At 59.8% G+C, this 23,499-nt stretch carries 22 protein-coding genes and 4 pseudogenes; 20 read left to right on the top strand and 6 right to left on the bottom strand.

The genetic code is table 11. The annotated features are described in order from the left end of the window. Positions 1-99: 99 nt before the first annotated feature. Both PQR02_RS28540 and PQR02_RS28535 read left to right on the top strand, forming a co-directional pair. Positions 100-324, top strand: a complete 225-nt coding sequence (locus tag PQR02_RS28540) for a hypothetical protein (RefSeq protein WP_408239315.1) — start codon at positions 100-102, stop codon at positions 322-324. Positions 325-394: 70 nt separating this feature from the next. Beyond that, positions 395-1,378: an HNH endonuclease gene (locus PQR02_RS28535; RefSeq protein ID WP_408239312.1), complete on the top strand. Its 984-nt coding sequence runs from the start codon at positions 395-397 to the stop codon at positions 1,376-1,378. A 683-nt stretch (positions 1,379-2,061) separates the two neighbouring features. On the opposite strand, the gene PQR02_RS28530 is transcribed toward PQR02_RS28535, so the two are convergent. Beyond that, positions 2,062-2,373 (bottom strand): DUF4148 domain-containing protein, encoded by a 312-nt coding sequence (locus tag PQR02_RS28530; RefSeq protein ID WP_408239309.1) that lies wholly within the window; start codon positions 2,371-2,373, stop codon positions 2,062-2,064. Between the two features lie 1,073 nt (positions 2,374-3,446). Then, positions 3,447-4,364, bottom strand: coding sequence for a LysR family transcriptional regulator (locus PQR02_RS28525; protein WP_408239306.1), 918 nt, complete (start codon positions 4,362-4,364; stop codon positions 3,447-3,449). Positions 4,365-4,571: 207 nt separating this feature from the next. On the opposite strand from PQR02_RS28525, the gene PQR02_RS28520 reads away from it, so the two are divergent. From PQR02_RS28520 to PQR02_RS28485, 8 genes are all read left to right on the top strand, one after another. After that, the gene (locus PQR02_RS28520) at positions 4,572-5,420 is read left to right on the top strand and encodes a transporter substrate-binding domain-containing protein (RefSeq protein WP_408239303.1); all 849 of its coding nucleotides are present in this window, start codon (positions 4,572-4,574) and stop codon (positions 5,418-5,420) included. 6 nt (positions 5,421-5,426) lie between these two features. After that, positions 5,427-6,074, top strand: a complete 648-nt coding sequence (locus PQR02_RS28515; RefSeq protein WP_408239300.1) for an amino acid ABC transporter permease — start codon at positions 5,427-5,429, stop codon at positions 6,072-6,074. Continuing rightward, complete coding sequence (locus PQR02_RS28510; RefSeq protein WP_408239297.1) at positions 6,071-6,727, top strand: amino acid ABC transporter permease; 657 nt, start codon at positions 6,071-6,073, stop codon at positions 6,725-6,727. Before PQR02_RS28515 ends, PQR02_RS28510 begins: the two co-directional genes overlap by 4 nt. A 2-nt stretch (positions 6,728-6,729) precedes the next feature. Then, positions 6,730-7,542, top strand: coding sequence for an amino acid ABC transporter ATP-binding protein (locus tag PQR02_RS28505; RefSeq protein WP_408239321.1), 813 nt, complete (start codon positions 6,730-6,732; stop codon positions 7,540-7,542). Positions 7,543-7,605: 63 nt separating this feature from the next. After that, positions 7,606-8,442 carry an urea amidolyase associated protein UAAP1 gene (locus PQR02_RS28500; RefSeq protein WP_408239294.1) on the top strand — a complete coding sequence of 279 codons (837 nt, stop codon included), beginning with the start codon at positions 7,606-7,608 and terminating at the stop codon, positions 8,440-8,442. Then, on the top strand, positions 8,439-9,080 hold the full coding sequence (locus tag PQR02_RS28495) for an urea amidolyase associated protein UAAP2 (RefSeq protein WP_216675003.1): 642 nt from the start codon (positions 8,439-8,441) through the stop codon (positions 9,078-9,080). Before PQR02_RS28500 ends, PQR02_RS28495 begins: the two co-directional genes overlap by 4 nt. A 209-nt stretch (positions 9,081-9,289) precedes the next feature. Continuing rightward, a complete protein-coding gene (locus PQR02_RS28490; RefSeq protein ID WP_408239290.1) occupies positions 9,290-10,579 on the top strand; it encodes an amidase in 1,290 nt (429 codons plus the stop codon). Between the two features lie 95 nt (positions 10,580-10,674). After that, a complete protein-coding gene (locus PQR02_RS28485) occupies positions 10,675-11,676 on the top strand; it encodes an NAD(P)-dependent oxidoreductase (protein WP_408239287.1) in 1,002 nt (333 codons plus the stop codon). A gap of 33 nt (positions 11,677-11,709) precedes the next feature. Here PQR02_RS28485 and PQR02_RS28480 read toward each other — a convergent pair whose 3' ends face one another. Continuing rightward, positions 11,710-12,102, bottom strand: a complete 393-nt coding sequence (locus PQR02_RS28480) for a 3-hydroxyacyl-CoA dehydrogenase NAD-binding domain-containing protein (RefSeq protein ID WP_408239284.1) — start codon at positions 12,100-12,102, stop codon at positions 11,710-11,712. Between the two features lie 137 nt (positions 12,103-12,239). Beyond that, positions 12,240-12,347, bottom strand: a pseudogene (locus PQR02_RS28475) (IS6 family transposase); the annotation flags it as partial. A gap of 151 nt (positions 12,348-12,498) precedes the next feature. Between PQR02_RS28475 and PQR02_RS28470 the strand changes: the two are divergent. From PQR02_RS28470 to PQR02_RS28440, 7 genes and pseudogenes are all read left to right on the top strand, one after another. After that, positions 12,499-12,816: a hypothetical protein gene (locus PQR02_RS28470; RefSeq protein WP_408239282.1), complete on the top strand. Its 318-nt coding sequence runs from the start codon at positions 12,499-12,501 to the stop codon at positions 12,814-12,816. Between the two features lie 558 nt (positions 12,817-13,374). Beyond that, on the top strand, positions 13,375-13,809 hold the full coding sequence (locus PQR02_RS28465) for a phosphate-starvation-inducible protein PsiE (RefSeq protein WP_408239279.1): 435 nt from the start codon (positions 13,375-13,377) through the stop codon (positions 13,807-13,809). 664 nt (positions 13,810-14,473) lie between these two features. Next, on the top strand, positions 14,474-15,424 hold the full coding sequence (locus tag PQR02_RS28460) for a YVTN family beta-propeller repeat protein (protein ID WP_408239276.1): 951 nt from the start codon (positions 14,474-14,476) through the stop codon (positions 15,422-15,424). Positions 15,425-15,492: 68 nt separating this feature from the next. Further along, complete coding sequence (locus PQR02_RS28455; protein WP_408239273.1) at positions 15,493-16,500, top strand: sterol desaturase family protein; 1,008 nt, start codon at positions 15,493-15,495, stop codon at positions 16,498-16,500. A gap of 142 nt (positions 16,501-16,642) precedes the next feature. Continuing rightward, positions 16,643-16,894, top strand: coding sequence for a hypothetical protein (locus tag PQR02_RS28450; RefSeq protein WP_408239318.1), 252 nt, complete (start codon positions 16,643-16,645; stop codon positions 16,892-16,894). A gap of 105 nt (positions 16,895-16,999) precedes the next feature. Then, a pseudogene (locus PQR02_RS28445) lies at positions 17,000-17,339 on the top strand (IS701 family transposase); the annotation flags it as partial. A gap of 304 nt (positions 17,340-17,643) precedes the next feature. After that, positions 17,644-18,924, top strand: coding sequence for a D-alanyl-D-alanine carboxypeptidase family protein (locus PQR02_RS28440; RefSeq protein WP_408239271.1), 1,281 nt, complete (start codon positions 17,644-17,646; stop codon positions 18,922-18,924). 133 nt (positions 18,925-19,057) lie between these two features. Here PQR02_RS28440 and PQR02_RS28435 read toward each other — a convergent pair. Further along, a pseudogene (locus tag PQR02_RS28435) lies at positions 19,058-19,906 on the bottom strand (IS1634 family transposase); the annotation flags it as partial. Here PQR02_RS28435 and PQR02_RS41055 point away from each other — a divergent pair. After that, positions 19,907-20,080: pseudogene (locus tag PQR02_RS41055) on the top strand (IS1634 family transposase); the annotation flags it as partial. Positions 20,081-20,283: 203 nt separating this feature from the next. On the opposite strand, the gene PQR02_RS28425 reads toward PQR02_RS41055, so the two are convergent. Then, positions 20,284-21,150, bottom strand: a complete 867-nt coding sequence (locus PQR02_RS28425) for a LysR substrate-binding domain-containing protein (protein ID WP_408239262.1) — start codon at positions 21,148-21,150, stop codon at positions 20,284-20,286. A gap of 128 nt (positions 21,151-21,278) precedes the next feature. Between PQR02_RS28425 and PQR02_RS28420 the strand changes: the two genes are divergently transcribed. Both PQR02_RS28420 and PQR02_RS28415 read left to right on the top strand, forming a co-directional pair. Next, positions 21,279-22,301 (top strand): ABC transporter ATP-binding protein, encoded by a 1,023-nt coding sequence (locus PQR02_RS28420; RefSeq protein ID WP_408239259.1) that lies wholly within the window; start codon positions 21,279-21,281, stop codon positions 22,299-22,301. Continuing rightward, positions 22,298-23,428 carry an ABC transporter ATP-binding protein gene (locus PQR02_RS28415; protein ID WP_408239256.1) on the top strand — a complete coding sequence of 377 codons (1,131 nt, stop codon included), beginning with the start codon at positions 22,298-22,300 and terminating at the stop codon, positions 23,426-23,428. The genes PQR02_RS28420 and PQR02_RS28415 overlap by 4 nt, the downstream gene beginning before the upstream one ends. Positions 23,429-23,499: the final 71 nt, after the last annotated feature.

Below are 23,499 nucleotides of genomic sequence, written 5' to 3'. Positions count from 1 at the left end.
CCACCTCTCGCAAGCGATCGAGTTTCAGGATGCGCTTGAGATGAACTCACAGAGGAGCAACTGAGTGGAACGTATCAAGACAAACTGTCGGAAGGCGCCATGGTGGTCAAGGACGTTCGGCAGAACTCGATCACAGGTGAATCTAACTATATGGGCCAGCGGATCATCGAAGTTGCGAGAGCAGACTTCAACGGCGATGGCATTGAGGACAATCTCCACTTCGAGTATGCATGGGCAACCGAAGGCACGTTAGGATTGGGCGGAATTCGAGTCTTTACCCGCAATAGCTCAGATGGACTCTTTGAGGAAGTTGAGCTCAGATAAGTGCACGCCCGTTAGTTGGCACTTTCGCCAACGACTCACACAGCACCACCCACAGAAGTCCGATCACGTTATGCCAAAAACAAAACCTAGTCCGGATCCACTCTTTTGGGTCAATACCGATATCCGTTCATACCGAAAGGATCATCCGCACGACAAAGAAGGAAGTGCATTCTTCAAGTTCTGGCTGCCTGCGAATGCCGCCTACGTTACGCCCGAGGAGGACGACACTCACGATCGGGTGTTAGGGATGATTGAGCCAGGCGATCCGATCTTTGCTTATGAGGACGGGGTGGGAATCCTCGCACTTGGCGTCGTGTTGGAAAAGCCGAGTCTTGAGCGCTGCACGGCCGACTCTGGGCCGTATCCGCAATCGTCCGAGATCGTTAAACGTATCAGCGTTGAATGGGATACAACCGTCAACTGCTCAAGCTCCGAAGTCTATGGCAAGACGGGATTCGTACGATTCACACTTCAGGAGCGTGGTGCGAAACGCGGATCGGATGATGATTTTCTGTATGAGTTGCGCAAGCACAGCCCCAAGTGGGCGCTTCGGGCTGAACTCGCGCGTGAAGAAGCAGCGGCTGCCAAAGTCCAGGCTATAGAGCGAAGCAAGTTCTCCCCAAAGGACCGTGAAGCGATTCAGAAAGCGCGAATTGGGCAGGGGCGCTATCGCACGAACCTGCTACTCATCGAGCAACGTCGTCGCGTCACTGGTATCGAGGACGCTGCGCATCTGATTGCGAGTCACATCAAGCCTTGGACGCTTTGTGAGGGCGATGAGCACTGGGAGGGCAATAACGGCCTGTTGCTGGCGCCTCACGTTGACCATCTGTTCGACAAGGGCAGAATCTCTTTCAAGGATGATGGGACCCTCTTGATTTCCCGCTTCCAAGACTGCGGGGTCCTGCGCGCATGGGGTCTGCCGGAGGTGCTGGACGTTGGCGGGTTCAACGCGGAACAATGCCGATATCTCAGGATCCATCGGGATACGATTTTCGAAAGAACACGGTCCTGGAGCGCGTTAAGGGACGCGGCGCGTCAGGGAACGGTCTAAGATCGCGGGCCTCGGCCATCGCGCTGCGTCGGCGCGACTTCCTCGGCGCAAGGCGGCCTGCGGCTATGCGCTGAGGGCACGCCGACTGCCTAGGAAAAATCGAATGGCTGTTGTGCTTCAAGATGCGACGTTTCGTCTGTAGCGCGGTGGTCGGCTGCTTTGGGTCCGATCGGCGACATTTGACCCGTGTGCCTCGCCGTCGCTTCGCGTGCGTAAATTCGTCTGCCTTGAGATCGAGCCGCTGCTCGTGAATGCGCGCGCGCTGGGTCGGCCGCTACGTAGATACCAGCGCCTGACTACTCCGCGGTGGATTATTTGACTTCGAAGTAGGCGCATTTTTCGTTGGACGCCCAGCAGGGTGCACCGAAAAAAAGCCCGCCAAGGAGGGGCGGGCTGAATCCATATTCCGTGGAGACAGAGACATGGAGGAGACGGAGATAAGTATAAACCCTAATGTCCGGCTCTGCTGTCATGAACGAGAAAAAGCGCCCAGACGGTGAAGGTCTGAGCGAAGCCATCGGGAGCCCGACGGCGGAGGTAGCAATACGAAACTGGCCCCGCTCTCGGGCATTGCCGCCATAGCGAGCCAGTTCTTCAAAATAGGGGCGCGCAGGGGTAATGCGCACTTGGCTGCTCAGGCCAGATACTTTTGGCATCTGCCCCGTACATCCGAAATCAATGCATCACGGGTGGCTGTACATCGCGTTCCAGTCGGCCTTCGACACTGCCGGGCGCCCTGCGTCCGATGAACCACTCACGACACCGCCATAACCGCTTGCCGCGCCGTTTTGCGCAGCCACCTTGGCTTCAGCAGCTTGGATGTCAGCGGGGTAATAGGGATCTTCGCCATGGGCCGGGTTGTAGCCAGCCTGCTCGAGCTGGACCAGTTCGGCACGTACCTGTGCCCGCGTGACAGGCGCATTCGATTGGGCGAATACGGCAACCGGAGCAGCAAGGGCAGCGGCAACGACAACGGCTTGAATAAGGGACTTCATGATACTTACCTCCAGACTTTGCTTTGTCCTGCTACGAACAGCCCTGTTCGTAATCAATGACTACAGTCTAGTTATGCAGGTGCTTAAGATTAAGGCCTGTGTCTGGAGAGGATTGTTGTTGGATTTGGGTAAACCCTGATTCTGATCGCGATGCCGTCGTCTTCCTGCTCGGCGCAGGGGTAGCGCGGCGCTGGCGGTCCGTACTTGGGCGCGTATGCAGGTACGCATATGTGCCTATGACGATGTACATCGGGGTATGTTGCGCCGCGCCCGTCCTGCGTCCTGACGTATCGAGTGGATCCTGCATGAGCTTGCTCTTCCGGGCCTTCAGGCGGATGCTGCAACACATTTAGGATCTGATCGCAGTCGCGGCGCTGCGACACATGAGGGGTGGCGCCGCGCTGTGTCAAAACGATCGCCTGCGCGATTTTAGTACGGCGTCGGAATTCAGAGTTCGGCCATGAACGGCCGGCCGACTGCCTACTGAGGCGGACGTGAGAACGGCCGCTTCACTCAGATAGTGTTGAAAAAGTCGCTGCATAGTTTTTGCGACCTGCTCGCAAAAAAATCGGCCTCTCAGATCGGCCTACAATCCGCTCGCGGATGCCGGTCAAGGGTAAGAATACCCCTGAAAACCTCGCTAGAAAGACGGTCAGCGACTTTTTCAACAGTATCCTGAGTTAAGGGACGTTCAGCCCACGATCTTGTTCGGCGTGTTACCGGGGCGGACATTCACAGAACTACCGCTAAGAGTGCCGCGAATGACTGCATGCGAGAAATTTTAATGCCCGGACCCGACCGGTTGGGAACGCGCAATGTGCATTCACGCCGCTTTCATATAAGCCGGCGCCCGGTTGTCGAAACGTTGCATACGGCAAATACCGAGCCACTGGTTTCACCAGGTCGTTCCCAAAGCGGAGGTGAACTCGGCTATGCGACTTTCAAATGTGCCGTCGATACCTCCGTTAACTTCCGCAAGCGACGCCGGATCAAACGCGCTTTGGAATAAGGAGCGGTGGTGTATGTTCGTCGACATCCCCGATCCTTCAGGCAATCCGGGAATCATCGTTCAACTATACGATCGGATCGAAGACAGGTGGCCAGAAATTAGGAGAACTTTTAATATGGTTTACAAATCGGTCGACAATTGGACTCTCGCAGCTATTCCAGATCAGACTCGTTTCGATCACAACCGGCATATCTTCCACCTGCTGGTACGCCACGCCGGGGCGGGCGAAACGCGCGAAGACCTGGGGCACCCATGCAATGCCCATCCCCGCCGCGACGAGGCTCACGATAGTCTGCATCTCGATAGCCTCCTGCGCGATATGAGGGGTGATCCCCTTCACGTGGTAGTACGACAGCAGTGCATCGAAGAGCGACGGCATGATTTGGCGGGGAAAGAGAACAATCGGGTCCGACGCAATGTCTGCGAACGACACCGGTTGGCGGTTCGCAAGCCGGTGATTGACTGGAAGCGCAACGAGAAACGGCTCGACCAGCAAAGTTAGCGCCGAAAGTCCGACTGGCGCAGCGCCCATAGCGTGCAGGACAAAGCCGGCATCCACTTGGTCTGCGCCAATCGCCTCGAGCTGCACATCGAGCGTTGCCTCGCGAAGCTCCAGCAGAACGTCCGGGTTCGCGTGCCGGAAACCACTGACCCAGCCGGGCATCCTGCCATAGGCCACCGTTGACGCGAAGGCAACGCGCAGACGGCCGGTCTGTCCTTCCGCAGCCGCCTTGACGATCCTCGGCAATTCGTCTGAAGCGCGAATCAGTTGCCGTGCATAGGCAAGTAGTGCTTCGCCGCCTGGCGTCAACGTCACGCTTTTCCGGGTGCGGTCAAACAACGTCACCTCGAGAGACGCCTCAAGGCTGTGCATAGCCTGCGTAAGAGGAGGTTGAGTCATGTGGAGCCGCTCGGCTGCACGTCGAAAATGCAGTTCCTCCGCAACGGCGACGAACTGGCGTAGCTGTCGTATGTCGGTCACTGATATGTCCCGCGTATCAAATATGCGTGTGCAATATATTGGACCCTCCAATTTTGATTCTCAATACTTTTCTTATCGGCGAGCGGGATTTCAGTGCGCACCGATGTGCTGCCTGCGTGCCGTCTTTGCTTCAGGTGATTTCAACTAGCTGTTCGTTCGTGCGCTAAACCGTCGCCTCGACTTTTGCCAACCTTTCAGGATCTGAAGATGACCAAGCTTTCAAAGGCCTTAGCTGCCCGACGCCGCGCTCTCGCCGCCATGTTGCTTCCCCTGGTTGCGTGGGCAACCATCGGCACTGCGCACGCGGCGTCCCTCGAGGAAATCAAAAAGCGCGGCTACATTGTCGTGGCCACCGAAGACGACTACCGGCCCTTTGAGTTCGTCAAGGACGGCAAGCCCACGGGCTTCGACAATGAAATGGTCGATGCGATGCGGAAGTACGCGCCCTTCGAGATCCGTCATGAAATTTTGCCCTTCACCGGCATCCTCGCCGGCGTCGCGACGGGTAAATACGACATCGCGATCACTGGGGCAACAATGACGAAGGACCGGATGCAATCGCTCGACTTCGCGAGCCCGATTGCGGACGCGACCGACTACTACGTCAAGCGAAAGAACGACGACTCGATCAAGTCGATCATGGACCTGAGCGGCAAAACAGTCGGCGTTCAGGCCGGCAGCGCGCAACTCGCTCACCTGTCTCAACTGCAGGCACAGATCGAGAAGAGCGGCGGCAAGATGGGCAAGATCGTGCAGTACACCTCGTATCCCGAGGCATACCAGGACCTGGCATTGGGCCGCACTGATTACGTCGTGAATACGATCATCAACCTCACGACGCTCGTCAATCAGAAACCCGGCGTCTTCGCGCTGGGACAACCTGTAGCCGCTCAGTCGATGGCGGCGTGGTCTGTGAAAAAGGGCAATGCCGACCTGCTCGCGTACGTCAACCAGTTCATCGCCAAGGAAAAGGCAAACGGCACGGTGGCGACCCTGCAGAAGAAATGGTTCGGTCAATCATTCAACCTACCGGTGACGTTCACCCCCGATTACTGAGCGCGAATGAGTTACTCCGACGTACTGTCGATTTTTAGCGGGGCGTTTACCACGCTCCTGCTGTCGGTTGCTGGCATTGCCCTGGGCCTGCCTATTGGACTCGGTATGGCCTTCCTGCGCTGGGGCCGCGTACCGGCCGTTGCCCGCTTTCTCGCCGTTTACGTGAGTCTGCTGCGGGCGTCACCGTTAGTCACCCTCCTGCTGCTGCTGTTCTACGGATTGCCCAATATGGGCATTGAAATCGGTCCGATTGCCGCCGGAGTGCTTGCGCTCACGATGAATACCTCAGCTTTCTATTGCGAGATCTGGCGCTCGGCACTCCTTGCCTTTCCGCGGGAACAACTGGAGGCTGCGCGGGCAGTGGGAATGCGGCGGAGCATGTGTCTTCGCCGCATTGTGCTCCCGCAGATCGCACGCACAAGCCTCCCCGCGCTGGTCAACGAGATGTCGCAATTGATCAAGGTCACGCCGGTGCTTGCCATTGTGGGTGTGGTCGATATCACACGGGCTGCGGTTCGCATCGGCGCGGACACCTATCAGCCCTTGCCGCCGTTCTACGTCGCCCTGGCGATTTACATACCGATCATCTTCGCGCTCGTCAGCGTTCAGCGCTGGATTGAGCGCAGGCAGGCTCGCCTGGAGGCATCAGCGTGATCCACGATTTCGGCATTGTCTGGTTACACCGCGATATGCTTTTGTCAGGCCTTGCGAACACCGTCATTTTGTCGGTCTCGGCGGCATTGAGTGCGCTCTTGATCGGTGCGCTGGTTTCAACGGTCCTTGTTCGCCGCGCGCGCGTCGCTGGCCATATTGTCCGCTTCTTGATAGACGTCGCACGCTGCACGCCGTTCCTTCTATTTGCCTACATTGTCTACTACGGCCTGCCTTCGCTCGGACTGCGTTTCGACAACTGGGGCGCAGGGGTGCTGGCATTGATTGTCTACCACTCCGCCTACATGGCCGAAATTATAGGGTCGGCCTGGCTCTCTCTGCCGCGCGACCCAATCGAAGCGGGCCATGCGTTCGGATATAGCGGTCTGCGCCTCTTTCACCGCATCGTGATGCCGCCGCTCACTATGAACGCGGCGCCGGTAATAGGCAATCAGATCATTCAAATCGTCAAGGACAGCGCATTTCTGACGATCATTGCGCTACCGGAACTCACCAACGCGGCGAGCGCCATTCAGTCGCAGTATTTCGTCCCATTTGCGGCCTTTATCACGGCCATGTTGCTGTATTGGGCGCTCTGCCTGGTAGTCGAAGCCTTTGTATCCGTCCTAGGCCGAATGGCGGAGGCGCGCCGATGAATATGATGCACTACCCTACGAAAATGGACGATTCCCAGGCGGTTCTGAACATTATTGGACTCTCGAAGAGCTTTGGATCCTTGCAGGTGCTCGACAACGTCAGCTTTAGCGTTGCCGCGGGAGAGACGGTCTGCCTCTTAGGACCATCCGGTTCAGGAAAATCGACGCTGCTGCGCTGCGCTAACTGGCTTGAGCGTCCAGACCAGGGGCGCATTCTGCTGAAGGGAGAACAGGTCGGCGTCTCAAATGCCGGCGTCGTCATGAGCGACCGCGATCTCGCGAGGATGCGCATGCGCATCGGCATGGTGTTTCAGCATTTCGCGCTGTGGCCTCATCTAACCGTTTTGCAGAATGTGATGGAGGCGCCGGTGCACGTGCAGCGCCGCCCTAAAGACGTGGTGCACGAGGAAGCAGAAGCACTCTTGCGCCGCGTTGGAATGTATGAGAAGAGAGACGCGTTCCCAGCGCGTCTTTCGGGCGGTCAAAAGCAACGGATTGGAATCGCAAGAGCGCTGGCCATGAAACCGGAACTGCTGCTCTTCGATGAACCGACCAGTGCGCTCGATCCCGAACTCGTTGGCGAAGTGCTTGCCGTCATGCGGGATCTCGCAAGCGAGGGTATGACCATGGTCGTCGTTACCCACGAAATGGCTTTTGCAAGGGACGCCGCAAGCCGCATTGCCTTTATGGATCGAGGCGGGATTGTCGAAAGCGCAACGCCTGACGTTTTCTTCTCCGCTCCGGCCACGGAGCGCGCACGCCAATTTCTGCAGCGCTATTCCGCTGCATCCGACCGTTCGTTGGCATCCAGTTGACCACGAGCACTGCTAAACCACTACGCTAGGATTCCGAGCGATGACATATACAGAACTGCTGGCATGACTATCCATTCGAATACCCCAATCGCCGAGCGCGAAGCGCATCGAGCCCGCTACGAGGCACTTCGTGCCGAAGGGCAAGGCGCGTCGGCGCAAACGCTACCGCCGCTTACCGTGCGCGATCAACCAGTGCATGACGATGCCGTCCTGCACCGCGAACACGTCCCGGGCGGCTGGTACTGGACCACACGTCTGGCGCGTGGCGAAGCGCTGCGCATTGTGAACACAGCGGGCACCTCTGCTGTTTCGATGGTGGCGTGGTGCGAAACGGATCCCTCTGAACGCGTGAATACCGCGGACACGATGAAAGTCCAGTGGAGCACCGGGCTGCGCAAGGGTCGCGTGATTTATACGGAAATGGGGCGGGTAGCGTTCTCCATTGTGGAAGACACCTCCGGCGCCCACGACCCGCTCGTCGGGCCAACCACGAAAGAATCGATGGAGAAGGCACTCGGGCACTCGGCGGCGAGGAACTCCCGCGATAACTTCTTCCTGGCCGCGGCAAAGCTTGGCTTGGCGCGTCGCGACGTGCCGGCCTGCATCAACTTTTTCGCACCATTGGCGATCGCCGCCGACGGCCGGTTCGTCTGGCACCCCGAGCGGCGGGCACCGGAAGATTTTGTCGACGTTCGCGCGGAAATGGATCTCCTCGTCGTGTTGTCCAACGCCGGCCATCCGTTTGATCCGGCTGTGCAAGCAGTGCCTGCGCCTGTTGATGTGATCCAGTTTGTCACACCTCAACTAGGGTCCGGCGACTCCTGTCGCCATGCCTGCAGCGAAGTCGAACGTGCATTCGAACAAACTGAGCGGCACATCCGCCGCGGGAGCAGGTCATGATGGGAACGTCCGCTTTTACAGACCTCGTGCTCGACGTGGTCATACCCGCCCGCTCGCCCTGGTCCCACGTGTTGCGTCGCGGACAGAAACTGCGCCTTATCGACGTTGAGGGACAGCAAGCAGTCGATGCCCTGTTTTACAGCGCCGCGGACACCGCGCAACGCTACAGCGCACAGGACACGGTGCGCGAACAGGGATCGGCTTACATAGGACTCGGCACACGGCTCGTATCCAACCAGGGTGCCGTGATGGCGCAGGTGGTCGAAGACAGTTCGGGCCGGCATGACACGCTGGCAGGTTGTTGTTCATGCGAGAGCAACGTGGTCCGGTTTGGCGAAGCAACCCGCTATCAGCACGCATGCAGGGAGAACTTTGTGCTGGAGCTCGGGCGGTATGGGATGGGCAAGCGGGACATCGCGCCCAACGTGAACTTCTTCATGAACGTGCCGATCGACGACGCCGGCAATTTCGCCGTGCTCGACGGCATATCGCCACCGGGAAGCTACATTGATCTGGTTGCAGAGATGGATCTGCTTTGTGTGTTCTCCAATTGTCCGCAGATCAACAACCCTAGCAATGATTTCAACCCGACGCCTGTACGCGTGATGATATGGGACGCCGCTCCGCAGCCGGCATAGACGGGTGACATAATCTCACAGCCGTCCGGACGAGTTCGGGCAATCAGGCCGGCGGCCGGTCCGGACTCGTTTATCACGCGAATGATAAAATCGTCAGCTAAAAAAATGATCTATCCGTACTCCTTATCAACAAATAATCGAAGACAAGCCGCGGATTTCTTCGCCATGTCTTACCGAGGATCGCAGCCAAGCGTGCGGGAACTTGAGGCATGAACTCTTCGAAACTCAATGAACTGGACGCATGGCAAGCTGCACGCCTGATAGCGAAACGCGAGCTTCGCGCGGTCGATTTGCTGCATGCATGCCTTGACCGGATCACGGAACGCGACGACGAAGTACACGCCTTTGCGCATCTCGATCGCGCTCACGCGCTATTGCAGGCAAACGCCCTCGATAAGGGCCCCGTGCGTGGGCTGCTGCACGGGCTGCCGATCGGTGTGAAGGACCTGTTCGACACCATCGATTTCCCTACCAGCTACGGCTCGCCGGTCTACGGGGCGCACCGTCCGAAGGCAGACGCGGCTTCCGTCGCTCTGTGCCGCGAGGCTGGCGCTTTGGTGATGGGAAAGACAGTCACGACCGAATTCGCCTATTTTTATCCCGGGGCCACCCGTAACCCACATGACTTGACGCGCACGCCAGGCGGATCGTCGAGCGGCTCCGCAGCGGCGGTTGCTGACAGCATGCTTCCGCTGGCGCTGGGTACTCAGACGGCCGGCTCGGTCATCCGGCCGGCCGCGTATTGCGGCGTAGTCGGCTATAAGCCGAGTTCTGGGCGCGTTCCCCGTGCTGGCATCAAGAGCATCTCGGAGGCGCTCGATACGCCGGGAGGCTTTGGACGTTGTGTGCGCGACGTGGCGCTGCTCGGTGCTGTGCTCACCGGCGACGCGCGGCTCAGTACCAGTCCGGACGAATCAGCCGCACCACGCATTGGCCTGTGCCGGACGCCTGAGTGGGCCTATGCGGAAGCGGACACGCAACGTGCGTGGGACACGGCGACTGCCGCACTAACGCATGTTGCGCCAGCGCTTGCAGACGTCGCGCTACCGGACGATGTGCCGGATCTGGTAGCGTTGCAAAAGGAAGTCATGGCATTCGAAATGTTCCGTGCACTAAGCGTTGAGCGGCTGCATCACCGGGATCAGCTTAGCCTTCAATTGCAGGCTCAACTGGACAGCGGCAGCGTGATTTCCGGTGGCGCACACGCGGCGAACCTCGTGCGTACCGAACGCGCAAGGCATCGCATTGACACTCTGTTCGACCGGTTTGACGTGCTGCTCGCGCCCAGTGCTGCAGGTGAAGCGCCAGTTGGCGTCGGCGCAACCGGCGATCCGCTGTTTTGCCGCGGCTGGACTTTGCTAGGACTGCCCTGCGTGCATTTGCCGTTCACGCGTGGCAGCAACGGGCTCCCAGTGGGATTGCAGCTAGTCGGCCGCTGGGGCGAGGACCACCGCCTGCTTTCGAGCGCGCAGTGGATTTACGACAGACTGACGCAATGAGCACGGCTCGTCACGCGATTGCCTGTTCTCGCGGCCGCGCGCCGTCAACCAGGAAGGTTTATGGTGCGGACCGCTCAATAGAAGGAACACGATAGATGCACGTCCACCTAGAAAATACGACCTCCAAGCCCCGTCCGTTCTGGCTTACGCCTGAACTCGTCGACGCCGCGCGCTCGGGCAATGCCGCGCTGCCGGGCGAAGTGCGGTTCACCGTCGGTAGCGACCTGGAAGACTTTGCGGGCAGCTTATCGACTGCGACAGTGCTCGTTACATCGTCGGGCGTCATTTGCGATCCGCGGTTTCCGCGCGGTGATCTGGCCGCGGCTGCGCCCCATCTACGATTCATTCACCTGATCGATGCAGGCGTGGAAGACGTCATGCCGTTGAACTGGCTGCCGGCGAACGTCCAACTAGTCAACAACAGCGGGGTACACGTAGAGAAGGCGCGCGAATTCACGATCATGTCGTTGCTCGCACTCAACGCGCGCCTCCCGGAAATAGTGTGGCACCAGCAGCGGGCGCAATGGGAGCAGGTTTTCACACCGCTCATTCGAGGAAAATCGCTCCTGGTCATTGGGCTTGGTGACATGGGACAGGCAGCAGTGGCGGCTGGCCACACACTCGGCATGAAAGTCTTTGGCGTACGGCGTTCGGGCATGAGTGTACCTGGCGTCGAGCGAGTTTATTTGCCGGGTCAACTACACGAGGCGGTCGAATTAGCTGACTTCATCGTGATCGCTACGCCCTTGACTTCCGGTACGCGGAACCTCGTTAGTCGGTCGGTTTTGGAAGCGACGAAGCAATCGGCAGCATTGTTAAATATTGGGCGAGCGGACGTTCTGGATCACGGCGCGCTCGTCGACTTGCTAAGGAATGGCAGGCTAAGCGGCGCGATATTGGACGTGTTGCCGCAAGAGCCGTTGCCCTCATCGTCGGAGCTTTGGGCCTGCCCGAACCTGATTATCAATCCACATGTAGGCGCGGACGACCCAAGCACTTACATGACGGAAACGATGCGATTGCTTTTCGCCAATTTGCAGGAACATCTTACCGGCCGGCCGCTTCAAAATATCGTAGATCGGATGACCGAATACTAAGAGGCTGCCCCGCTGCGAGGGTTGGGCAGCAGGTCATCCGGGATATGGTGTGCCGCATGGTCTACCCGGAGAAATCAGAGTTCTTGGCCTCGCCGCCGGCGCTACGCAGATGGTCGGTTCGATACTGCGGTCGACCGCGTCGGGGTCGAGAGTACCATTCGGAATGAGCAAAAGCGGCCATGCGCGTATGGGCTTCTTCACACTCGTGCGGGGGGCGTGTGTTAGCGACTGCCAGTCGGTCGTGCAGACGAGCCTCCGCTCGCGTTCTGCGGCATCATCCGCGTTCAGCTTGCGTGCGTAATGCTTGAGGCTTCTCTCTCGCCCGGCAGTGAGTGCGCCTGCATCCTGCTCGACGAGCGTCACCTGAAGTCCTGCATCGAGTGCGCAGATTGCGATGCCACTGCCCATCGTACCGGCCCCGATCACCGCGATCGACTCTACGACACTTGCAATCGGGTTGTGTCGCGATAAGAAGGGAAAGTCGAGTCAGTTCAGATATGAAAAGGACTGCTTACATCACAATAGAATAGAATTGCTCAGCAAGATTTTGGGCGATGCCATCGCCACCGCACACACAGCAGGATCACATCCAGCGGATAGTGCAGTCGCTTCAGCACCTTCGCGATCCATGGCGGTAATGTCTTTCGCGGCGTCTTGTCCGTCATGGCCATAGTGATCGTCTCAATTTCGGTTGCCGAATTTTACCTGATCGCCTTAGCGCGACAGAGCCCCACCTGCCGCTAGGCGCATACCGCGGCCGCCGCTGAGAAGCAGCGCGCGTTCCTTCATCCCACCACTTCCCCCCCCAGCGAGGAACTTCAAATGTCAGTGCGCGCGATTACCGCGGTCCGGCTTGATCAGTATTCGCAAAGAGTCACCCACGTACTCTGGGGGCAGGTTTCTGTGAACGGGGAACGGTTTGAGGTTGCGCCGCACGAATCGCCAGTGATTGAGGTGGTCGACGCGCTGGCCAAAGGCGATACCGTGGTGACCGTCTTTCCGGTGGACGGACAACGCGTCGCAGGCCCGGAGGTCCGGCGCGTCGTGGATGAGGCGGGTCGCGAAGGGATCGAAACGCTGGCCACTGATTCCGGTCCCGGCCGGATGCTTGCGGACCTGCCGCGCGTTGACCACGAGTAAACGGGGCGCCGCACCCGCCCCAGCAAGCCGTCTGGCGCCCTGCTGGTACGATCGACTGCCTTCGGGAGTGGTTGCTTGCGGTCAAACGCAATGCGGCGCGCGGGGTGGGCGATGCGACGTGGCGGAACTACGAAGCAGGACTACAATGAGCTACCGGCTGCGTAGTTCGCCAGGCGGTCCCACAGCGCCGCGCCGCCGGAGGCCAGCGCAGTGCCCGGCGCGCACTCCAACTGTCGCCGCTCAGCACCTCTGCCGCGACGCAGTGACGCATCTATGCGCTATGCCAACACGCTAAGTTGACTATTCAGTATCGTCTGGAGTGTCGTTCCCGGAAGTGCTGGAGGCTGCTGTTCATTGGCGCCATCTCTTTGATCCACGTGTAGCTCGCGCGAATTGTGCTGCTTTCATCGGCATTGTTCGCTAGAACCATTTCTTAACGGCTCGATCGGACGCCATCGTCCGGTCACCGCGGCGGCCATTGGAGTGGTGGACCACAACTGGTGCCGATGAGCGCCTACATCGCGATACCACGTCACCCCTATACAAGGAGCACTGTATATGAAGTATGAAGGCGCGCTGCAAATGCGCATCAGGAAGCGGCTCGAGCAAGTGATAGAGATGGCCGAACTGTTCGGCTTGCTGGTCATCGGCGTCGGAACCGCGCTGGCGATGGGGCATCTGATCTGGACGATGGCGAAAGCCGACGCGGTCACACTAACCGACATGCTGCTGATGTTTCTGTACCTCGAAGTGTTTGCTATGGTCGGGCAATACCTGAAGGCGGGGCAATTACCGGTGCGCTTTCCACTCTACATTGCGATTGTCTCGATCGCGCGGGACGTGATCCTGCGCGCTGGTGCGAATACCGAACTGCATCTTCTCGCGTCGGCCGGCGCCATCGTGCTAATAGCGGTAGGCGTGCTACTGATTCGCTACGGGCAGTCCAGAAATCCGAGCGGTTCTGAAGTACGGCGTGACGACAGTGCAAGTTGAGCGAGTACATGTGATCATGCCGGTACTCGTTGGGTAATTCCACGTGTTAATCGATTCCGCCGGCAAGCGTTGACGGGAATGCCGGACGGATCGACTACCTAAGGATCCGAATGATAGTGCCACCTGGCGCAGTATTCGTTTAGCGTCTGTCGGCGATCTTGGCGGAGATGTTGAGCGTCTCAAGTTGGCCCACTGGACGAATTCAGCCGTCGTCACCGTAAGCTGTCGTTCAAAAGCATTCGTCGCACGGACGTCAGCTTTGCGTCGTTGTAGACTAGAGAATGCAACCGGCCATGAATGCACAATCGTCAGCCGAAGTCGACAGGCCGCTACTCATTATGGAAGAGCCAATCCCGGTATTTTGCTTGCGACGTTCACGGGTCGAGCGAGATTAACGGGGCAACCGCTTGCCTCGTGAACGCAGAAAACGAATTTGATTCGATTGCCTTGGTTGCCCGGCAATTTCTGCAGTTGGCCTCGCCTTCGTGTCATCGGCAGCGACGATCCAAACGTTAGATGACGACGGTCTCGACCGCGACCGACAAAGTCCGACGCCTTTATTACATTTCACCTCAAAGTATTTTTTCGCGTGATTACGATCCGAATGCCATCTTCTATCGTTTCCATTACAAGGAAGGGAGCGCTCGCCGCGTCCCTGTGGGGTATGTTGGCCATAACGAATTGCGCGAATGCCGCCGACAACGTGATCGTGCTCGATTCTGCTGGAGCGCAACTGACGCTGATCGACGAGGCCACGCACAAGGTTGTCGGCACAGAGCCGACCGGCAAGGAACCACACCATCTAATGATCACGCCCGACGGCCGCTCCCTGATCGTTGCTGATTCGGTGTCGAACAACCTGATGTTGGTCGACCCGCACACGGGTAAGGTGCAGCGGACTGTGCAGGACATCGAAGACCCGTATCAACTGGGCTTCTCTCCGGATCATAAGTGGTTCGTCACCGCCGCGCTGCGCATGGACCGCGTCGACATCTATCGCTATGACGGCACGAATATGGCGCTGGTCAAGCATATCGAACTGGCCAAGACTCCTAGCCACATGACATTCGCCTCGGACAACCGCACCGTATTCGTCACGCTACAGGATTCCGGGGAACTCGCAGCGATCGATTTGCCGACCCAGAAAGTGCTTTGGAAAATGCACGTGGGCAATGAACCCGCAGGTCTGTGGATGACTCCTGGCGACCACTACTTGCTGGTTGGCATGACCGGCGAGGACGACGTGACGGTGGTGGACTGGCACAGGCAGCAAATCGTCAAGAAGATCCACACGGGCCGTGGCGCCCACAACTTCCGTAATCTCGACGACGGCAAGTATGTCGTGGTCTCCAATCGCGTCGACAGCACTATCAGCATCATCGACTACACCACGCTCACCAATGCCGGCGATATCACCGGTTTGATGCCCGGGCCCGACGATATGGAACTAACCGCCGACAAGCGCTATCTATGGGTGGGATTCCGTTTCGCGAGGCATGTGGGCATCATCGATCTGACCACCCGCAAGCTGATCGACACGATTGCGGTGGGCCGCTCGCCGCACGGCATCTTTTTCGACAACCGCGCGCCGGTCGTGTCGCCCAATCCGGACTAGGCCGGGCAAGTCCTCTCGACTTGCCGCGAGATCACCACTTTCAGAACTGGTAAAACACGAGGCTTTTGATGTTTCACGAAATCGTCGCACAACTCGACAATATGGTGTCCGCGCTGCAGACGCAACTATATGTCGACGTTGTGCAGCCGTTCTTCTATCGCTTCGGCTTGATGGGTTACGACGAAGACACCTATGACGCACTGTACTGGGTGATTATCGGCGTGCTGGAAATCGTCGTGATGTATCTCGCGTTACGGCCGCTTGAAGCGCTGCGTCCCATCGAGCAGTGGCAAGATCGCAAGGCACTGCGCGCGGACGTGATCTATACGTGGATCGCCAAGCTCGGCATCGTCAACATTGCGTTCTTTTTCATGTTGCAACCGCTATTCGATCACTGGCAGAGCCTCATATCGATCTACGACATACGGAACATCGATATCGACAGCCTCTGGCCAGGCGTGACGGATCAGCCAGTCGTGTCGTTCCTGATCTATCTGGTCGTGCTCGATTTTGCCGGCTACTGGTATCACCGCTGGCAGCATCGTTTCGGCGTGTGGTGGGAACTGCATGCTGTGCATCACAGCCAGCAGCAGATGTCGCTGTGGGCCGATGACCGCAATCACTTTCTCGACGACATGATCCAGGCAGCGTTCTTCGCGGCGATCTCGCTGTTTATCGGCGTGCAGCCGAACCAGTTCGTGGTGCTGGTCGCGGTCAGCAACTTCATGCAGAGCATCCAGCACGTCAATGCACGCCTGCCGTATGGCTGGCTGCTGGAGCGCATCATCGTCAGCCCGATCTTTCACCGCCGCCACCACGCGGTGGGCTACGGCCATGAAGGCACGGCTTACGGCTGCAATTTTGGCGTGCTGTTTCCATGGTGGGACATGATGTTCCGCACCGTTTCATGGAACCCCGCCGTTGAGGTGACCGGCATCCGCGACCAGCTACCCGCCCCGCATGGCTCAGGCCGTTCATATGGCGACGGATTGATCGGGCAACAGTGGCTCGCGTTTGGCCGAATTGTGAAGCGTCTGCGTGGGCAAACCAGTTACGCTGGAGATGCTGTGCAGTGAGTGCAACTGACGCCGTGCACCTTGTTGCTGCAGTCGCACTGAGCTACGCCGCATGTTTGCGACCGGGTTAAAAGAAACCGACAGCGCCGTGCGGCCCTCGTCGGCGCGCCCGGGGTTACGGACTTTTTTGGAGCCGACTGCTTTGGATGGTGCGGCGGACAGTCGTGAGTCGCACCCGGATGTCGCCGGCGGGGACTTCCATATCGACGCGTCGCCTCTTGATGAAGGCAGCCATTACTACGCCCGTACAAAGATCTACCAGCGCGCCTCGGTCGGCGGCGACACCGTCGAGGTCAAATGGTCGGGCGATCTCGGCGACTATCCCTCCGACTCAGATGCTATCGAGGCGGCACAGCGCTGGGCGATCCAGTGGTGCGACGAGAACTTGGCCTAGGCCGCGCGATCTGACTCCTCGAATGAGCTCATGGGAGACAGTTATGGAGCCTTGCAATGCCGGTCGCGAATGAGTTGGCAAGCCATCCGGCATTCCCCGCATGGCGAATGGCCGCAGGGCGATCCTGAACCGGCTAAATATTGACTCTTACCACTTCCAGACGAGACGTCCCTGCAACGCCTGATGAATGTTGCGAAGATGCGTTGGCGCATCGAGCGCGACTACCAGGACCCGAAGCAGGAGTTCGGACTGGGCCACTTCGAAGGGCGTAGTTGGCGCGGGTTTCGCCATCATGCGTCACTCTGCATCGCAGCCAACGACTTTCTGGTTGCGCAGCGCCTGATTCAGGGCGCTGGTAAAAAGCTTCACCGTCGGCAGCTTCTTTACCTTTCCCGAAGACTACCTGCCGCGAGGCTCCCCAACGCGCCCAACGACACGTGGTTGATCCGATTGCGAGTCTGCGTTGGCGTATCGCGGCTTGAATCGCCCAACGTCTGCGACGATGTCCGTTCTGCTCTTCATTCAACCCTTTTGTGACACAGTATCTAAGCGCTTGTTGAGAAATTAATCGCGCGCTAGCAATCGTTCACGGCCACGCGGGCAGTCGCGGGCAACCTTCGAAAAAATAGGAACCGTAGCGTCGCCCATTAGGCGCGCGACCCCAGGCTACTATATATTTACGCCCCAAATGACCATCGACGGTCATTTGCCTGTCCGTTCGGGCAGGGCTTAGCGACTTTGAGGTGGCGATGAGGTTTGACGTAGTAAGTGCCTGGACGACTGTCCAGAAAAAATGGGCTTCAGTGCTCGCGGTAGGCTGCGGCATCGTTGCCTTCGGCGCGATGTTTACGGCACACGCGGCGGAACGCGTTGCGCCGACATCTTCCGGCACCGATTGGATCGTGATGGACATGTCGACCGGACGTGTTCTGTCCGAGCAAGGTGCCCGGATCGAGCGATACCCGGCCAGCCTGACCAAGCTGATGACGCTCGATCTCGCGTTCGAGGAATTGAGCGCCGGGCGGTTGACGCTCGATACCTTGATTCCGGTGAGCGAGGCGGCGGCTCGCGTTCAGCCGATGAAACTCGATCTTCTGCCGGACCAGAAAATTACTGTGCGTGAGGCGATACTGGGCATGACGACACTGTCCGCCAATGACGCGGCAACTGCGCTTGGCGAGTATCTCGGCGGAGGCAGCATCACGCAGTTCGGCCAAGCCATGACGGATCATGCCCGGGCACTTGGGATGCTTCACACGAGCTTTCGCAATCCGTCTGGTTTGCCCGATCCGGGGCAAGTGGTCGATGCCTACGATATGGCGATCCTGACCCGTCACATCCTGCTGACCTATCCGCAGTATCGCTACATGTTCTCGGTTCAGAGTTTCAACTTCGAAGGACGGATGATCCCCAACCTGGACGGGATGCTCAAGCGCTATCCCGGCGCGATTGGAATGAAGACCGGCTTCACGAACGCCGCGCGTTTCAACGTGGTGACCGCGGCGGAGCGCGCCGGACACCTTCTGATTGGCGTCGAACTCCATGCACAGTCGTGGAGCGCGGCCTATGGCACCATGGCGAAACTCCTCGATGCGGGTTTCGCGTCAGCTGTAGAGCCAGCCGACCTGCTAGCCGCGCACCATGATGCACTGCCAGTCGCTGACGCAGTCACGGCGCATCCTTATGTGGCACAGCGCGTTTCCGTTACGCTGCAACAGCCGTCGACGCCGGGCCATCGCTTCGCCGCCCAAAGCGTCGGCACGGTCAACGATATGCCTCCGGCCTGGACGGCGCAGATCGGCGCCTACGACACCTATGCGGGGGCCCGGCACCAGGTAACACTGTTAATCCGTGAACGGCAGGCAGGCGTCGCTCGGGTCGTCAGCGCGGTACGGCGTCACCGCCGGACCTGGCAAGCGCAACTCACCGGGCTGAGCGAGGCGGCGGCACGGGCGACTTGTGCGCGGTTCGTCCTCCATAACCAGACCTGCTTCGTCATTGCCTCATATAAGGAAGAGGCTATGCGTTAAGCACCGGCAGGATTTTGTAAAAGGGCATTGGAAAGGCTGTGATGTGATGGACGACTCCCGCTAAACCGAAGTTTGACTCAGAGCCCGGACTAACCTGTTGAAGCGCTGAGAGATGTTCGAACCGAAGGGTCGGCTACTGGGAACAGGTGGGGTCGATGCCAAAGCAACGCAAAGGCTTTGCTCTGCAATGGTGTGGGGCGGGTTGTGATGACGATCTTCGCCGGTGGATTGACCGGGGTGGAAGTGATGTCGTAGGTCAAGGTGGCGAGGTCTTGCAGCAGCGTATGCAGGCTGTGCACCGGCAGGTCGTCGTCAGTACGGTGGCGCGCGGCTTTGGCGTTGGCCCCCTCGGAGCGCGGCGTCGGCATCACCGGATTGACACGCTGATCACGCCGCGTTGTCAGATCCTCATCGTCATGCAACAGCGGTTTGAGTGCATCGCGTAGATGCCACTCGACGTAGTAGGCCAGCATGCATAAAAACACGTGCGCGCGCACACGCGACTCGCTGAAGTGATAGACCGGACGCACGTGCAGATCGACCGTCTTCATCGAGCGGAAGGCTCGCTCGACCTGTGCCAGGCTCTTGTAGGCCAGCACCGTCTGGGCATCGGAGAGCCGCTCAACCGGCACGTTGGTTCGCAGGACATAGAGTCCATCAAGCGCGGCTTCGGCATCGATCTGTTCCAGCTTGCGGGTGACGTAAAGCTCGTCTCGGTGATGTCCAGCTCGAAGTGCTTGGCCATCCGGTAGCGCTCGATCACGCGCCCCACCCGCAAGCCAATCTGTCCTGGCCGTGCAGGCGATTGCGGGGGCATGCAGTGGCCTGGGCAATCGCGGCCAGTTCCGCTTCGGTGGCCGCCAGCAGCTCAGCGCGCTTTCTGGCGCGCTCCTCGGCCAACGCCGGATTGCGGCAGACCACCAGCCGCTCGCCCCGGATAGCGTGTGCTGTCTAGTGCGATCAGGCCGCGCTCGTCGAACAGCTCAAGGAGCGCTTTGGCCTGTCACAGGTGGTGTGGGTAGGCGATCGCGGCATGATCACCAGCGCGCGCATCGAGCAGGTGCTGCGCCCGGCGGGCATGGGCTGGATTACCGCGCTGCGCTCGCCGCAGATTGCCGAGCTGATCAAGGACCGCGGCCCCTGGCAGCCCACACTAGCTCTAGCCAGAACTGAGGAATCGCATGCCAGGCGTACTGTGCGGGAAGCCCTCGGCTGGGGGACGCCCAGTGGGCCTGCCTTATTGCGCGATCGCTTGAATCAACCTTTACGTTTTGCTGACCGCTTACTTCCGTGTGATGTAGCCGGAGTCTTAGTCCTTCAGTGATCCGCAAGCCGCCTGGATATAGAAGGGTCAAGCGCTCAGTCGCTGTGCAGCGTATCGAGAATCGCCTGCGTGATGCCGGGCCGGTCATATGACGCGCGCTGGATCATGCCGACCGTGCGCAACACCGGCGGATCTGAAATCGACAGCACGCGTAGTAACGGATCGTTTTGCCAGTTGCCGCGATGCAGAAGTGGCAGCACCGTGACGCCGACATTTTCGCGCACCAGCGCGACGATTGTCTCGATCGAGTTGAGTTCGAGGTATTCGTTGACCGTCAGGCCGACTGTCTGCAGGGCATGCTCGACGACGCGCCCAGTGCGGACCCGCCGGTCGAAGCGCAAAAAGGGATGGCTGCGCAGAATTCGCCGCGGATCGTTGTCTCCGATTTCGCGGCTAACCATCAGCATCAGCGGCTCCGTGTATAGCGTCGTCCACTTCAGCGTGTCAGGCAGCGTCGTGTCAGCACGCGCGACGACCGCCGCGATATCGACCTCACCCGCCTCGACCATCCGCGCCAGTTCGTCGGAGCGCGACGACAGCAGCCGCACATCCAGTTGCGGATGCTCGGCCTTCAAACGCGCGATGACCAGCGAGAGCGCACCGATCACCGACACGACCGCGCCGATGGTCACCGGCCCGACCATCGAATCCGCCGGCGTCGCTTCGAGTTCGGCCAGGAGGTCGAAAATCTGCTCGACCTTCGGCCAGATATCTTGTCCCTGGCGGCTCAGCGCGATCTGGCGACCGCTGCGGTCGAACAGCTGGCGGCCGAGCGCCTTTTCGAGCCCGCGCATCTGCAAACTGACCGCCGCCTGGGTCAGCGCGACGCTCCCGGCCGCTGCCGCGAATGATCCGGTGCGCGCGACGGCCCGAAAGGTTCTCAACATGCGCAGTGTCGGCATCGCTCATTCCCAAGAAAAACTTAAGTGTGAGTAAGAAATATTAATATTTTTCGCGATGTTACGCACCACATAATCGTCGTCAAGACAGCCTTGAACAGGACTAGCAGCACGATATGGAGTTTCCCAGCATGACCGATGCCGCCCGCCGACCGGTTCTGGAGGTCCGCGGCTTTTCGTTGAAGTTCTCGCGCGCCGCCGACACGCCGAATCTCGTCCACGACGTGTCGTTCTCAGTCGGCACTGGCGAGACGCTATGCATCGTTGGTGAATCGGGCTGCGGCAAGAGCGTGACGTCGCTCGCACTGTTGGGGCTGCTCGCGAGTCCGCCTGCGCAACGCGTCGCCGGCACCGCGCACTTCGAAGGCAAGGACCTGTTCGCGCTGTCCGAGCGCGAACTGGCCGACATTCGCGGCAACCGGCTGTCGATGATCTTTCAGGAGCCGATGACGTCGCTAAACCCGGCGTTCACGGTTGGCGAGCAGATCGGCGAAAGCATCCGGCGGCATCGCGATGTCGAGCGTGGGCAGGCGCGCGAGCAGGCGCTCGAGATGCTGCGGCTCGTGCGGATCCCGGCGCCGGAAACCCGGCTCGATGCGTACCCGCATCAGCTTTCCGGCGGTATGCGCCAACGCGTGATGATCGCGATGGCGCTCGCGAACCGCCCGCGCCTGTTGATCGCCGACGAGCCGACTACCGCGCTCGACGTGACGATCCAGGCCCAGGTGCTGTCGCTCGTGAAAAATCTGCAAGCCGAGACCGGCACCGCGATGGTGTTGATCACGCACGACCTCGGCGTCGTCGCGGAAGTCGCCGACCACGTCGCGGTGATGTACGCGGGACGCATCGTCGAATACGGCACCGTCGCCGATCTGTTCGACGACCCGCAACATCCCTACACGATCGGCCTGATGGGCGCGATTCCGTCGGTCGGCAAGCGCGAAGGCGCGCTGGCGACGATCCGCGGTTCGGTGCCGTCGCCCGAGTTGATGCCGCACGGCTGCCGCTTCGCGCCGCGCTGTCCGTTCGCCGAGCAACGCTGCATTGACGCCGCGCCTCCCGACAAGGTGATAGCCGGTGTGCATCGCGTCGCGTGTTGGCTAGCTCCGGTCGAACAGGTCGCCGCGCCGCTATTGCGTAAGGAATTCGCATGACGACGCCCACCACACCGACGCCGCACGCACACCCGGGCTCGAATTCGCAGACGCCAATCATCGAGGCGCGGTCACTGACGAAGCATTTTGGCGGCACACGGCATCTCTTCACACGCACGCCAACCGTCTATGCGGTCAACGACGTGTCGTTCGCGGTCCAGCCCGGCGAGACGTTCGCGATCGTCGGCGAATCTGGCTGTGGCAAGTCCACCCTAGGGCGCCTGCTGCTCCGTTTGATCGAATCGACAGACGGCCGCGTCTTCTATCAAGGCAAGGACATCACGCATCAGCAAGGCGCGCCGCTGCGGCGGCTGCGCCGCGAAATGCAGATCATCTTTCAGGATCCGTTCGCGTCGCTGAATCCGGGCATGACGATCGGCCACATCGTCGGTGAGCCGATCGCGCTGCACGGGCTCGCGCGCAATGGCGCCGAGCACCGCGAGCGCGTCGCGCAACTGCTGCGCACTGTTGGCCTGCAACCGGCCTACGCAGACCGCTACCCGCACGAATTCTCTGGCGGCCAGCGACAACGGATCGGCATCGCGCGCGCATTGGCCGGCGAGCCGAAGCTGATCGTCGGCGACGAGCCGGTGTCGGCGCTCGACGTTTCGGTGCAGGCGCAGGTGATCAATCTGCTCGAGACACTGAAACAGGATCTCGGCCTCACGCTGATCATGGTTGCGCACGACCTCGCGGTGATCCGCCATATGAGCGACCGCGTCGCCGTGATGTATCTGGGCGAGATCGTCGAGCTGGCCGATGTCGATGCACTGTTCGACGCGCCGCTGCATCCGTACACGCAAGCGCTGCTGCGTGCCATTCCGGCGAGCAGCCCGCACGAGCGGTTTGCGAAGCCGGCGTTGTCCGGCGATCTGCCGAGTCCGACCGCGCCGCCTTCCGGCTGCCGTTTCCATACGCGCTGTCCGCACGCGAAGCCGCACTGCGCGCAAGCGCGGCCGATCAGCGAACGACTCGAGGACGGACGGCAGGTGGCATGCCACTTCTGGCGCGAGATCCAGAACGCCGGCGGCGGCGCACCGCTGGTCACGAGCGTCAGCCCGAAATTGATCGAGCGGCTCGCGATCTACCGCGACCGCCAGGCGGCGGTCGCCACCGGCGGCGACTGAGCTGGCGGTCGAGATGAAAATCGAGTGAAGAATTGAGTTGCCGACGCGCCGATGCCCGTTCAGCACACCGT

This window comes from Paraburkholderia sediminicola (genome assembly GCF_046026895.1).
Taxonomy (GTDB): domain Bacteria; phylum Pseudomonadota; class Gammaproteobacteria; order Burkholderiales; family Burkholderiaceae; genus Paraburkholderia; species Paraburkholderia sediminicola_C.
The sequence above is the reverse complement of the archived record's forward strand: the minus strand, read 5'-3'. Positions and strand labels throughout refer to the sequence as shown.